Consider the following 11,690-nt stretch of genomic DNA (forward strand, 5'->3'; position numbering starts at 1 on the left):
GCAACCCTAGAGCACGGTGCTCAGGCCCAGAGGTGCCCGTCCAGCCGCTCGGATGCCTCGTCGAGGCTGCCGCTGTAGGCGCCGGTGGACAGGTACTTCCAGCCGCCGTCGCAGACGATGAAGACGATGTCGGCCTCCCCGCCCCGGTTGGCGACCTTCTCCGCCACCGACAGCGCCGCGTGCAGGATGGCGCCGGTGGAGATGCCCGCGAAGATGCCCTCGGTCTCCAGCAGTTGGCGGGTGCGGCGCAGCGCGTCGTAGGAGCCGACCGAGTAGCGGCCAGTCAGCACCTCGGGGTCGTACAGCTCGGGCACGAACCCCTCGTCGAGGTTGCGCAGGCCGTAGACCAGCTCGCCGTAGCGCGGCTCGGCCGCCACGATCTCCACGCCCGGCTTCTGCTCGCGCAGGTACCGGCCCACCCCCACCAGCGTGCCGGTGGTGCCCAGCCCGGCGACGAAGTGGGTGATCGACGGCAGGTCGCGCAGGATCTCCGGGCCGGTGCCGCGGTAGTGCGCGCCGACGTTGTCCGGGTTGCCGTACTGGTAGAGCATCACCCAGTCCGGGTGCTCCTTGGCCAGCTCCTTCGCCCGGCGGACGGCCTCGTTCGAGCCGCCCGCCGCGGGCGAGAAGACGATCCTGGCCCCGTAGGCCTGCAGGAGCGTCCTGCGCTCCTCGGAGGTGTTCTCCGGCATCACGCAGACCAGCCCGTAGCCCTTGAGCTTGGCGGCCATGGCCAGCGAGATGCCGGTGTTGCCCGAGGTGGGCTCCAGGATGGTGTTGCCGGGCAGCAGCACCCCGTCGCGCTCCGCGGCGGTGATCATGGCCAGCGCGGGCCGGTCCTTGATCGAGCCGGTCGGGTTGCGGTCCTCGAGCTTGGCCCACAGCCGCACGTCCGCCGACGGCGACAGCCGCGGCAGCCCGACCAGTGGGGTGTCGCCGAGCGCGTCGAGCAGTGAGTCGTAGCGGGCCATCGTCGAACAACCTCCCTGGCAGGGGTTAGCGCGAGCCGCCGGCCACGGCGGGGAGGATGGTCACGTTGTCGCCGTCGGCGACCTTGGCGTCGAGGCCACCGGCGAAGCGCACGTCCTCGTCGTTGACGTAGACGTTGACGAACCGGTGCAGGGCGCCGTCCTTGACCAGGCGCTGCTTGAGGCCGCCGTGGTTGGCCTCCAGGTCGTCGATGACCTCGGAGAGGGTGGTGCCCGCGGCGGGGACGGACTTCTCCCCACCGGTGTGCGTGCGCAGGATGGTCGGGATCGAGACCGTGACGGCCATGGTGGAACCTCCGGGGTGTGGCAGTGCTACAGGGGAAGACGTGCGGGACCGCGCCCGGTATTCCCGGGCGCGCGGTTGATCACTGTTCGGGTGCGTCGTCCGGGCCGGTGTGGGCGAACCGGTAGGACTCGACCACCTCGATCGGTTCCTCGGTGATCTCCCCGTCGACGATCCGGTAGGACCGCAGTTCGTGCTCCTGCGGGTCCCGGGTGGAGACCAGCACGTAGTGGGCGAACGGCTCGGAGGCGTAGGAGACGTCCGTGCGCGACGGGTAGGCCTCGGTGGCCGTGTGCGAGTGGTAGATCACCACCGGCACCTCGTCGTTGGCGGCCATCTCGCGGTACAGCCGGAGCAGGTCCGCGGAGTCGAACTCGTAGAACGTGGGCGAGCGGGCGGCGTTGAGCATCGGGATGAACCGCTCGGGGCGGTCCGAGCCGTCGTCCGGTCCCGCGATGACGCCACAGGCCTCGTCCGGGTGGTCCCGGCGGGCGTGGGCGACCAGCGCGTCCACGAGGTCTCGGCGGATCGTCAGCACGGCACCCATCCTACTGGGTGGTTACCGGGCTCCCAGTCCGTGAGAGCCGCTCACCGGTCGGCGGCCTCGGCGCGGAGCACCTGGTAGGCCGCCGTGACGCTGTCCGCCGCGGCACCGCACAGGGCGTCCAGCTCCAGCGGCCCGGCAGGCGCCCCGGTGCCGGTGGCGGCGGCGAACACCGTGGTCGGGACGTCCGGCGCCCCGGCGCGGACCAGGCCGTCGCGGGCGGAGATGGCCACCCGCCTGCACCGCGCCTTGTCCAGCTCGGCGTCCACCACCACGACCACGACGGCGCCCTCGACCAGGGCCGCCACCCCGTCGACCGCCCACTCCCCGGCCGCCTCGCAGGCCAGGTACCCCGCCTCGGCGTCGGGCGCGGGTCCGCCGGGGTTGGTCGCGGCGGGCACGATCGGCACCACCTGCCCCGGCCCCTCCCCCACCCGGAAGCCCCGGTCGCGCTCGCGCAGCCAGCGCAGCACCCCGTCGGCGGCGGCCAGCCCGGCGGGCCCGCCGGAGGCCACGCACACCGCGTCGACCCGGCCCACCAGGTTCTCCGGGGCCAGCACGTCCAGCTCCCGGGTGCCGGGCGCCCCGCCGCGGGCGTCGACGCCGCCGACGGTGCCCCCGTCGAAGAGCACCACCAGCGCGCCGCCGTGCCTGCCGAGCCGGGCGGTCACCGGGTCAGTCCGACGACAGGGCCTGGACCAGCGACTCCTGCACCCAGGTCAGCCAGTGGTAGACGGCCAGGTGCGGGCTGCGCGGGTCGTCGTCGGGCAGCTCCTCCGGCATGTCGTCGGTCACCTCGATGGCGGTGCCCAGCGCCAGCCGCACGTCGTTGAGCGCGCTGAGCCACGCGTCGGCCTGCTCCAGCGACAGCCGGACCTCGCCGCCGTGGGTCGGGCAGGTCCCCAGCACCACCGCGGCCACCCCGACCTTGACGTCGAGCAGGCCCGGCTCGTGCAGCGAGCGCAGCATGGCGGCCGAGTCCAGGTCCTCCTTCGACGGGTTGTCGTCGTCGAGGCGGTGGAAGTCGGGCAGCAGCCGCGACAGGATCGGGTCGTCCGGCGAGCTGGTCGGGCCGGTGCGGATGCCGGTCAGCTCGGCCAGCTCGTCCTGCGGGGTCTCCTCGACCCTGGCGCGCAGCATGTCGTCGATCTGCGAGACCAGGCCGCGCAGCACCGCGGCCTCCTGCTTGTCGATGTCGGCGAAGACCTTGTCGGCCTTGCGCTTCCACGGCTTCACGAGGTGTGCTCCATCGTCGCCCACAGGCCCGCGGCGTGCAGCTTCGCCACATCGCCCTCGACCTTCTCCTTGCTGCCCGAGGAGACGATCGCCTTGCCCTCGTGGTGCACGTCGAGCATCAGCTTGGTCGCCTGGTCGCGGCTGTAGGCGAAGAGCTTCTGGAACACGTAGGTCACGTACGACATCAGGTTGACCGGGTCGTTCCACACGACGGTCTGCCACGGGCGGTCCTCGGCCACCACCTCGGACCCGGCCGGGTCGGCCTGTGTCTGCTCCATGTCGACTGGCGCGGTCATGGGTCAATGGTGGCACGACCGGATTCACCGGGTTCAGCGGATCTTCATTCGAACGGAGTACAACGTCACAGATCACTTCGGCGTGCACCGGACACACCGGACCGTTCGGCGTCCTAGGCTGCTCCGCATGGCTGGGACCACGGCACTGCTGACCGACCACTACGAGCTGACGATGCTGTCCGCGGCACTGGCCGACGGCACGGCCTCCCGGCGCTGCGTCTTCGAGGCGTTCGCCCGCAAGCTGCCCGAGGGCAGGCGCTACGGGGTCGTCGGCGGCACCCGGCGGGTGGTGGACGCCATCACCGACTTCCGCTTCGGCCCGGAGGAGGTGGCCCACCTGCGGGCGACGGGCGTGGTCGACGAGACCACCCTGTCGTGGCTGGCGGACTACCGGTTCGGGGGAGACGTCGACGGCTACGCCGAGGGCGAGCTGTACTTCCCCGGCTCCCCGGTGCTGACCGTGCGCGGCACGTTCGCCGACGCGGTGGTCCTGGAGACCGTGGTGCTCTCGATCCTCAACCACGACAGCGCGATCGTCTCCGCGGCGGCGCGGATGGCGGGGGCGGCCAACGGGCGGCCGATCATCGAGATGGGCGGTCGGCGCACGCACGAGCGGGCCGCGGTGTCCGCGGCGCGGGCGGCCTACCTGGCGGGCTTCGGCACCACCTCGAACCTGGAGGCCGGGCGGAGCTGGTCGATCCCGACGTCGGGCACCTGCGCACACGCGTTCACCCTGCTGCACGACACCGAGAAGGAGGCGTTCGAGGCGCAGGTCGCCGCCCTCGGCGTCGGCACGACCCTGCTCGTCGACACCTACGACATCACCGCGGGCATCGAGACCGCGGTGGCGGTGGCGGGCCCGGAGCTGGGCGCGGTGCGCATCGACTCCGGCGACGTCGGCGTGCTGGCCCGCCAGGCCCGCGAGCAGCTCGACGCGCTGGGCGCCACCCGGACCCGCATCGTGGTCTCCGGCGACCTCGACGAGTACGCGATCGCCGCCCTGCGCGCCGAGCCGGTCGACGCCTACGGCGTGGGCACCTCGGTGGTCACCGGCTCGGGCAGGCCCACCGCGGGCATGGTCTACAAGCTGGTCGAGGTCGAGGGGCGGCCGGTGGCCAAGCGCAGCTCGCACAAGGAGTCCCGCGGCGGGCGCAAGCTGGCGCTGCGCAGGCACAAGCCCACCGGCACCGCGCTGGAGGAGGTCGTCTACCCGGCCGAGGGGCCCGCCCCGGAGGCGGGCGAGCACGACCGGCCGCTGCAGATCCCGCTGATCAGGGGTGGACAGGTGGTCGAGGACCTGCCCACCCTGGAGGACAGCCGCAACCGGGTGCGGCAGGGGCTGGTCAGCCTGCCCTGGGAGGGTCTGAAGCTCTCGGCGGGCGAACCCGCCATCCCCACCGTCCACCTCACGCGGGAGCAGTCATGAACCAGCCGGGCAAGAATGCTCTGATCATCGTCGACGTGCAGAACGACTTCTGCGAGGGCGGCTCGCTGGCCGTGCCGGGCGGGGCCGCGGTGGCCGCGGCGATCAGCGCGCACGTGGCGACGGGCGGCTACGACCACGTGGTGGCCACCCGCGACTACCACGTCGACCCTGGCGGGCACTTCAGCGACACCCCGGACTTCGTCGAGAGCTGGCCGGTGCACTGCGTGGCGGGCACCCCGGGCAGCTCGTTCCACCCGGAGCTGGACGTCAGCCCGGTCGAGGCGGTCTTCTCCAAGGGCGCCTACGCCGCGGCGTACTCCGGTTTCGAGGGCGAGGGCCCCGGCGGCGCGTCGCTGACCGACTGGCTGCGCGCCCGGGGCGTGGACCGGGTGGACGTGGTCGGCATCGCCACCGACCACTGCGTCCGCGCCACCGCCCTGGACGCCGCCGCGGCGGGCTTCGCCGTCACCGTCCGCCTCGACCTCACCGCGGGTGTCGCCCCGCCCACGGTCGAGTCGGCCCTGGCCCAGCTCCGCTCCGCCGACGTCACCCTGGTGGGCACCGTCGGCTGACCCGCCGGTGGTCGGGTCGCCCCGTCAGGAGGCCGTGGCCATCGGCGGCCGGGAGCGCAGCACCCGGTCGAGCGCCGCGCAGACCCGCGCGGCGGCGTAGCCGTCCCCGAACGGGTTCGCCCGGTCGCGGACGCGCAGGTCCCCGGAGAGCACCCGGTCGGCCGCGTCGAGGACGCGGGCGCGCTCGGTGCCCACGAGCCAGGCGCAGCCCGCGTCCACGGCCTCCCTGCGCTCGGTGCTGTCGCGGGTGAGCAGCACCGGCACGCCGAAGGTGGGCGCCTGCTCCTGGATGCCGCCGGAGTCGGTGAGCACCAGCTCGGCGCGGCGCAGCAGCCAGAGCAGGTCGGGGTGGTCCAGCGGCTCGGTGACGGTGACCGCCGGGTGCCCGCCGAGCGCGGCGGCGACCTGCGCGCGGACGCCCGGGTTGGGGTGCGCGGGCAGCACCGCGCGCACCCCGCGGTGGCGTTCGAGCAGCGAGCGCACGGCGCCGAGCACCCCGTCGAGCGGCGCACCCCAGGACTCGCGGTGGTGCGGGGCGACCAGCACCAGCCGGTCGGCCGTGCCCTCCAGCCGCCGCAGCACCGGGCTGGTGGGGCGCCGCCCGGCCGCGGCGATCAGCCGGGCGGCGTCGACGGCCGTGCTGCCGGTGACCACGGTGGTGTCGGCGGGGACGTTCTCCGCGCGCAGCGCCGCCGCGGCGGCTGCGGTGGGCGCCAGGTGCAGCGCGGCGAGGCGGGCGACCAGCAGGCGGTTGCCCGCCTCGGGGGACCCGGTGCGCGGTCCCGCCTCCAGGTGCGCCACCGGGACACCGCGCCAGAACGCGGCGAGGGTGCCGCACAGGGCCGTGGTGGTGTCGCCCTGCACGACCACGGCGGCGGGGCGCACCTCGGCCAGCAGCGCGCCCAGCCGGGGCAGCAGCGCGGAGACCAGTTCGGCCTGCCCACCCGCGCCCCGGCGCACCGGCAGCACCGCGTCGGGGGCCAGGCCGAACGGGGCCAGCGCCTGCTCGACCACGCGGGCGTGCTGCCCGCTGTGCACGAGCACGGGACGCCTGCGCGGGTGCGCGGCCAGCTCCAGGGCGACGGGCGCGGCCTTGACCGCCTCGGGGCAGGTGCCCACCAGCACCAGGACGTCCTCACGCATGGCTCTTCCTCACCTCGCACGACAAGGCGCGGACCCGGGCGGCCATCGCGCCCTCCCGGACGCCGCCGCCCGGGGGGACCTGTTCATCCACAGTGGACATCCTGATCCGAGACCGCTCTTGTCCGGATCAACGACGAGGCCCGGGTTCCGGAACGGGGTTTCGCCCGGAGGTGTGGTCATCCCGGCGCGAGTGCCGGGATTGCCCGGATCACCGCACCGCCCTACACGCACCGCTACTGCACATGTCACCCGATCCAGCGATGTTTTCCGGGTTCGCCGCACCACAATGATGTCGGGCACACGCGTCACACGGGTGACGCCGACCCCCGGAGGACCCGTGGCACACCCCGAACCGGGCCCACCCCGGCGCGCGACGGCCGAACACCCGACCACCGCGCGCTCGTCCCTCCACTTCGGACTCAGCGCGCCCGGGTCGCACACGCCGCAGGCGACGGGTGGACCGGGGCGCCCGCGGTGAGCCCCGCGCTCCTCCTCGGCCTGACCCAGGCGCTCACGCTGGCGGCGGGCGTCGCCTTCCTCTGCCACGCGGGGCTGATCCTGCTCCCCCACCTGCGGCACGGGCGTTCCGCCACCGGCGACGCGGATGCGCTGGAGTGGCACTTCCTGATCCCCTGCCGAGACCGCGAACCCGCCCTCGGCGACACGATCGGGTACCTCCGCACCACGTTCCCCACCGCCCACGTCTGGGTGATCGCCGACTCCGCGGACGACGTCACCCGCCTGCGCGGTCCCCGCCACGGCGGCGACCGCCACCTGCACCTCGTCCGCGGAGCGCACACCGGCGGGGGAGCCGCGCTCAACACCGCCTACCGCGAACTGAAGTCCTGGATGGGCGCGCACGCCGACACCGACCGCACCGTCGTCGTGGCCCTCGACGCCGACAGCCGCCCCGCGGCCGACGCCCTCGACGTCTGCGCCGCCCACCACCTCTTCGGCGACCCCTCCGTCGGCGCCGTCCGGGTCGACGTGCGGGTGGTCGACCGGCGCACCCCACCGGCCGGGGACAGCACCCTCCGGGACCGCTTCGGCTCAGCCCTGGCCCGGGTGCAGGACCTGGAGTCCCGCGGCCCCGTCGCCGCCCACCTGCGCTCCCTGGACCGCACCGGCACCCCGGGCCTCCCCGGCCAGTTCACCAGGATGACCGCCCTGGACTCCACCGCCGACGGCTCCGGCCCGTGGCGCGGCACGGCGCCGGAGGACTTCGGACTCGGCGCCCGCCTGGCGGCCGAGGGCTGGCAGACCGCGTTCACCGCGGACACCCACGTCGAGCAGGAGGCGCTGCACGACCTGCGCCACCTCCTGGCCCGGCGGACCCGGTCGAACCGGGAAGCGCTGCGGCACATCGGCCACCTGCGCCGAATCCGGAACTCCGGCCTGAGCCCCCTGGCCACGGCGAAGGCGGTGCACCACCTCACCCGACCGTGGACCCGGCCGCTCGCCTGCCTGGTCCACCCGATCCCGTACCTGCTCCTGCTCGGCCACGCCCTGGGCGACCCGGCAGGCACCTGGACCTGGCTCACCGGGGGCGCGTGGGCCGCGTTCGCGGTCTACGGCGCCTCGGGCCTGCTGCCGTTCGCCGTCTGGGGCCCCATCCACCGCCACCGCCGCGAACCCGGCACCAGCTTCCGCAGGTCACTCGCCCACGGCCTGGCCTACGCGGTCTACGCCCGCGCCGTCGACCTCACCTCGTGGCCCGCCGCGATCCGCCTGGTCCGGAGCCGCAGCGGCTCGCCGGGGATCCGGCGCCCGAACCTGGCGGCCGTGGCGCTGGAGCACTGAGCGCGGACCGTCAGCCCTGCGCGGCCGGGGTGCAGGTGACCGTGCCGACCAGCAGGGTGCCGCTCTCCGGGCCGCCCTCGGGGAAGAAGCGGATCTTGAGCGCGCTCACCGTGACCGACCTGTCCTCGGGGTCCGGGGCGCTCACCGCGTTGACGGTGATGGCCGCCAGCGGCGGGTCCGCGTCGGTGGCACCGGGGACGGTGATCGTGTGGTTGACCGGGAAGAACCACGGCGTCGACACCCCGTCGACCCCCGCCAGGGTCGCCGCCGAGCTGACGCTGCGGCCCGTCGTGGCGCAGCCCGCGGTGAACCGGCGCACCGTGATCGTCGGGCCGCCGTGCGCCCGCAGCGCGTCGATCCGGAAGTCGCGGCCGGAGGCGAACGCCTTGGCCACACCGGTGCCCGGGTCGGGGGTGCAGGTGGTCTTGCCGGGACCGAAGCCGACCGGGCCGCCGTCCGCGGCGGTGCCCCCGGTCGTGGCGCTGGGCGGGCCGCCCGCGGTGGACGCGCCGTCGGAGGTGCACGGCGCCAGGGGCTCCACCTCCACCGCCTCGGCGCCGAGGGTGGCGGTGCCGCCGCCCACCGACGCCTGGGCGCGCGCCGGGGCCGGGGCGGACGCGGCGGTCGGGGGCGCGGGCGGGGCGGCCACCGGGTCCGCCGCCGCCACCGCCGGGGCGCAGAACAGGGTGGACGCCAGGAACAGGGGCATCACGGTTCGCCGTGCCATTCGCCGTGTCATTGCGGGTACCTCCATTCGGACCAGTGCCCCCAGTGCAGTCGAGGGACCACCCCGGCGCAGTGCCAGCCGAGCGGGACAACCCGGTCGGGGGATGCGGTCGGGTTGTCCGACCCCACCGGTACCGTCTGCGCTGTGCCGGACTCCCTGCCTCCCCTCGGTGAGCTGCTGGCCACCGCGGTCGGTGCCGTCGGTGGCGCGGAACGACCTGGGCAGGTCAAGATGGCCGAGGCGGTGCAGGCGGCGATCCGCACCGGTGAGCACCTGGCCGTGCAGGCGGGCACCGGCACCGGCAAGTCGCTGGCCTACCTGGTGCCGTCCATCCGGCACGCGGTGGAGAAGGGCTCCACGGTCGTCATCTCCACCGCGACCATCGCCCTGCAGCGGCAGCTCGTCGACCGCGACCTCCCCCGCCTGGCCAAGGCCCTCGCCAAGCCGCTGAAGCGGACGCCGACCTTCGCCATCCTCAAGGGCAGGCGCAACTACCTGTGCCTGCACAAGCTCGACGGCGGCCCGGCCGACGACCCCGACGACCAGGTGCTGTTCGACCCGTTCGCCATCTCCCGGCTGGGGCGCGAGGTCACCCGCCTGCGGGAGTGGGCCAGTGACACCGAACTGGGTGACCGCGACGAGCTGGTGCCCGGGGTGTCCGAGCAGTCGTGGCGGCAGGTGTCGGTGTCGGCGCGGGAGTGCCTGGGGGCCGCGCGCTGCCCGATCGGGACCGACTGCTTCGCCGAGAAGGCGCGGGCCGAGGCCGGGCGCGCGGACGTCGTGGTCACCAACCACGCCCTGCTGGCCATCGACGCCCTCGGCACCGCCCAGGTGCTGCCCGAGCACGACGTGGTCGTCGTCGACGAGGCGCACGACCTGGTGGACCGGGTGACGTCGGCGGCCACCGGCGAGCTGTCCGCCGCCGCCGTGTCCATCGCCGCCCGGCGGGTGGGCAGGCTGGTGGAGGAGGACATCGCCGACCGGCTCGCCGAGAGCGGGGACGGGCTGGCCATGCTCCTGGAGGACGTGGCGGTCGGTCGGATGGACGCGCTGCCCGACCCGCTGCGGGTCACCCTCACCGCCCTGCGCGACGCCGCCCAGCACTGCGTCACCGCGATCGGGCCGGAGAAGCGCGGCAACGAGCCGGACGCGGTGAGCGCCCGCAAGCAGGCCCTGGCCGCCCTGGAGGACGTGCACGACACGGCCGTGCGGGTGCTGGAGGCCTTCGAGACCGACACCGCCCACCAGCGCGACGTGGTGTGGGTGACCGGCGACTTCGGGTCGCAGAACCCGCGCCCGCCGACGATGCGGGTGGCCCCGCTGAACGTGGCCGGTTTGCTGCGGGAGAAGCTGTTCGGCGAGAACACCACGGTGCTCACCTCGGCGACGCTCACCCTCGGCGGGTCGTTCGACGCCCTGGCCCGGCAGTGGGGACTGCCGGTGGCGCAGAGCAGCGGCGTGAAGGTCGAGGGCACCGCGATCGACAAGGAAGCCCCCGCCGACGAGGGCAGGATCCGGTGGACCGGCATGGACGTCGGTTCCCCCTTCGACCACGCCAAGTCCGGCATCCTCTACCTGGCCCGGCACCTCCCCCCGCCGGGCCGCGACGGCCTGCCCCCGGCCTACCTCGACGAGCTGCGCGAGCTGGTCGAGGCGGCGGGCGGCCGCACACTGGGGCTGTTCTCCTCGATGCGCGCGGCCAAGCAGGCCGCGGCGCAGCTACGGGAGGCCGTCGACGGCGAGATCCTCTGCCAGGGCGAGGACTCGACGTCACTGCTGGTCGGGAAGTTCGCCGAGAACCCGGCGACCTGCCTGTTCGGCACCCTGTCGCTCTGGCAGGGGGTGGACGTGCCCGGGCCGTCGCTGTCGCTGGTGGTGATGGACCGGATCCCGTTCCCCCGGCCGGACGACCCGCTCGCCTCGGCCCGCCAGCGGGCGGTGGAGGCCAGGGGCGGCAACGGTTTCCTCACCGTCGCCGCCACCCACGCGGCCCTGCTGCTCGCCCAGGGCGCGGGCAGGCTGCTGCGCTCCATGGACGACCGCGGGATCGTGGCGATCCTCGACCCCCGCCTGTCCACCGCCCGCTACGGCGGGTTCCTGCGCGCCTCCCTGCCGCCGTTCTGGTCGACGACCGACCCGGCGGTGGTGCGCGGCGCCCTGCGCAGGCTGGACGCCGCGGCGAGCTGATTCCCCTGTACGGCAAGACATCCCACGGAGGACGTGTGTCAGGCATTCCCGGCGAGGCGGACATCACCGTCGACGACGACGGTGTCCGGCGGCTGCTCGCGGACGGCACCGAGGAGTCGGTGTCGTGGGCGGACCTGGCCGAGGTGGCGATCCGCATCATCCCCGAGAGCGCCTGGAAGGAGGACACCTTCTTCATGCTCATGCGCGAGGGCGGCGGCGGCTGCGCGGTCCCCGCGGGCCACCCCAGCGCCGACGACCTGATGTCCCGCCTGCAGTCCCTCCCCGGCTTCGACAACGACGCCTTCGTCGAAGCGATGACCACCGATGAGGGCTTCTTCGTGGTCTGGCAGCGCCAAGACCACCCACGCACCTAGGCCACCCCGAACACCGCAGGCCCGGCCACCAGCCACCCCCCAAACCCCACCGACAGGCGCAGCGGCCCACCACCCGCCAACCGCCGGCCTTGCGGCCAACCACCCGGAATCCC

13 protein-coding genes are annotated in these 11,690 nt (G+C 74.3%); 5 read left to right on the forward strand and 8 right to left on the reverse strand.

What is annotated here, in order from left to right; all coding sequences use genetic code 11:
• Positions 1 to 20 precede the first annotated feature (20 nt).
• From L6E12_RS30255 to clpS, 6 genes are all read right to left on the reverse strand, one after another.
• Positions 21 to 971 carry a PLP-dependent cysteine synthase family protein gene (locus tag L6E12_RS30255; protein WP_236231341.1) on the reverse strand — a complete coding sequence of 317 codons (951 nt, stop codon included), beginning with the start codon at positions 969 to 971 and terminating at the stop codon, positions 21 to 23.
• Between the two features lie 25 nt (positions 972 to 996).
• Positions 997 to 1,275, reverse strand: a complete 279-nt coding sequence (locus L6E12_RS30260; RefSeq protein ID WP_236231342.1) for a MoaD/ThiS family protein — start codon at positions 1,273 to 1,275, stop codon at positions 997 to 999.
• A gap of 79 nt (positions 1,276 to 1,354) precedes the next feature.
• Positions 1,355 to 1,819 carry a Mov34/MPN/PAD-1 family protein gene (locus L6E12_RS30265; protein WP_236231343.1) on the reverse strand — a complete coding sequence of 155 codons (465 nt, stop codon included), beginning with the start codon at positions 1,817 to 1,819 and terminating at the stop codon, positions 1,355 to 1,357.
• Positions 1,820 to 1,860: 41 nt separating this feature from the next.
• Positions 1,861 to 2,487: a P1 family peptidase gene (locus tag L6E12_RS30270; RefSeq protein ID WP_236231344.1), complete on the reverse strand. Its 627-nt coding sequence runs from the start codon at positions 2,485 to 2,487 to the stop codon at positions 1,861 to 1,863.
• A 4-nt stretch (positions 2,488 to 2,491) separates the two neighbouring features.
• The gene (locus L6E12_RS30275) at positions 2,492 to 3,052 is read right to left on the reverse strand and encodes a DUF2017 domain-containing protein (RefSeq protein ID WP_236231345.1); all 561 of its coding nucleotides are present in this window, start codon (positions 3,050 to 3,052) and stop codon (positions 2,492 to 2,494) included.
• Positions 3,049 to 3,348: an ATP-dependent Clp protease adapter ClpS gene (gene clpS / locus L6E12_RS30280; protein ID WP_035289478.1), complete on the reverse strand. Its 300-nt coding sequence runs from the start codon at positions 3,346 to 3,348 to the stop codon at positions 3,049 to 3,051. The genes L6E12_RS30275 and clpS overlap by 4 nt, the downstream gene beginning before the upstream one ends.
• A 127-nt stretch (positions 3,349 to 3,475) precedes the next feature.
• On the opposite strand from clpS, the gene L6E12_RS30285 reads away from it, so the two are divergent.
• On the forward strand, positions 3,476 to 4,774 hold the full coding sequence (locus L6E12_RS30285) for a nicotinate phosphoribosyltransferase (RefSeq protein ID WP_236231346.1): 1,299 nt from the start codon (positions 3,476 to 3,478) through the stop codon (positions 4,772 to 4,774).
• Positions 4,771 to 5,346, forward strand: a complete 576-nt coding sequence (locus L6E12_RS30290; protein ID WP_236231347.1) for an isochorismatase family protein — start codon at positions 4,771 to 4,773, stop codon at positions 5,344 to 5,346. Before L6E12_RS30285 ends, L6E12_RS30290 begins: the two co-directional genes overlap by 4 nt.
• Positions 5,347 to 5,370: 24 nt before the next feature.
• Here the strand turns inward: L6E12_RS30290 and wecB are convergent, their stop codons facing one another.
• The gene (gene wecB / locus L6E12_RS30295; protein WP_236231348.1) at positions 5,371 to 6,489 is read right to left on the reverse strand and encodes a non-hydrolyzing UDP-N-acetylglucosamine 2-epimerase; all 1,119 of its coding nucleotides are present in this window, start codon (positions 6,487 to 6,489) and stop codon (positions 5,371 to 5,373) included.
• 474 nt (positions 6,490 to 6,963) lie between these two features.
• Here wecB and L6E12_RS30300 point away from each other — a divergent pair, with 474 nt between their 5' ends.
• Positions 6,964 to 8,289, forward strand: a complete 1,326-nt coding sequence (locus tag L6E12_RS30300) for a glycosyltransferase (RefSeq protein WP_236231349.1) — start codon at positions 6,964 to 6,966, stop codon at positions 8,287 to 8,289.
• A gap of 10 nt (positions 8,290 to 8,299) precedes the next feature.
• On the opposite strand, the gene L6E12_RS30305 is transcribed toward L6E12_RS30300, so the two are convergent.
• On the reverse strand, positions 8,300 to 8,998 hold the full coding sequence (locus tag L6E12_RS30305) for a hypothetical protein (RefSeq protein WP_236231350.1): 699 nt from the start codon (positions 8,996 to 8,998) through the stop codon (positions 8,300 to 8,302).
• 162 nt (positions 8,999 to 9,160) lie between these two features.
• Between L6E12_RS30305 and L6E12_RS30310 the strand changes: the two genes are divergently transcribed.
• Together L6E12_RS30310 and L6E12_RS30315 are read left to right on the forward strand one after the other, a co-directional pair.
• Positions 9,161 to 11,203 carry an ATP-dependent DNA helicase gene (locus L6E12_RS30310; protein ID WP_236231351.1) on the forward strand — a complete coding sequence of 681 codons (2,043 nt, stop codon included), beginning with the start codon at positions 9,161 to 9,163 and terminating at the stop codon, positions 11,201 to 11,203.
• A 35-nt stretch (positions 11,204 to 11,238) separates the two neighbouring features.
• Positions 11,239 to 11,577 (forward strand): hypothetical protein, encoded by a 339-nt coding sequence (locus L6E12_RS30315; RefSeq protein ID WP_374201970.1) that lies wholly within the window; start codon positions 11,239 to 11,241, stop codon positions 11,575 to 11,577.
• The last annotated feature ends 113 nt before the right edge of the window (positions 11,578 to 11,690 follow it).

Origin of the sequence: Actinokineospora sp. PR83 (assembly GCF_021056305.1) — a bacterium.
Taxonomy (GTDB): Bacteria; Actinomycetota; Actinomycetes; order Mycobacteriales; family Pseudonocardiaceae; genus Actinokineospora; species Actinokineospora spheciospongiae.

Bases quoted from the DNA above. Each gene is read 5' to 3' on its own strand.
- L6E12_RS30305 (WP_236231350.1), bottom strand. From the start codon at position 8,998: ATGCCCCTGTTCCTGGCGTCCACCCTGTTCTGCGCCCCGGCGGTGGCG.
- L6E12_RS30265 (WP_236231343.1), bottom strand. From the start codon at position 1,819: ATGGGTGCCGTGCTGACGATCCGCCGAGACCTCGTGGACGCGCTGGTC.
- L6E12_RS30255 (WP_236231341.1), bottom strand. From the start codon at position 971: ATGGCCCGCTACGACTCACTGCTCGACGCGCTCGGCGACACCCCACTG.
- L6E12_RS30260 (WP_236231342.1), bottom strand. From the start codon at position 1,275: ATGGCCGTCACGGTCTCGATCCCGACCATCCTGCGCACGCACACCGGT.
- wecB (WP_236231348.1), bottom strand. From the start codon at position 6,489: ATGCGTGAGGACGTCCTGGTGCTGGTGGGCACCTGCCCCGAGGCGGTC.
- L6E12_RS30290 (WP_236231347.1), top strand. From the start codon at position 4,771: ATGAACCAGCCGGGCAAGAATGCTCTGATCATCGTCGACGTGCAGAAC.
- clpS (WP_035289478.1), bottom strand. From the start codon at position 3,348: ATGACCGCGCCAGTCGACATGGAGCAGACACAGGCCGACCCGGCCGGG.
- L6E12_RS30285 (WP_236231346.1), top strand. From the start codon at position 3,476: ATGGCTGGGACCACGGCACTGCTGACCGACCACTACGAGCTGACGATG.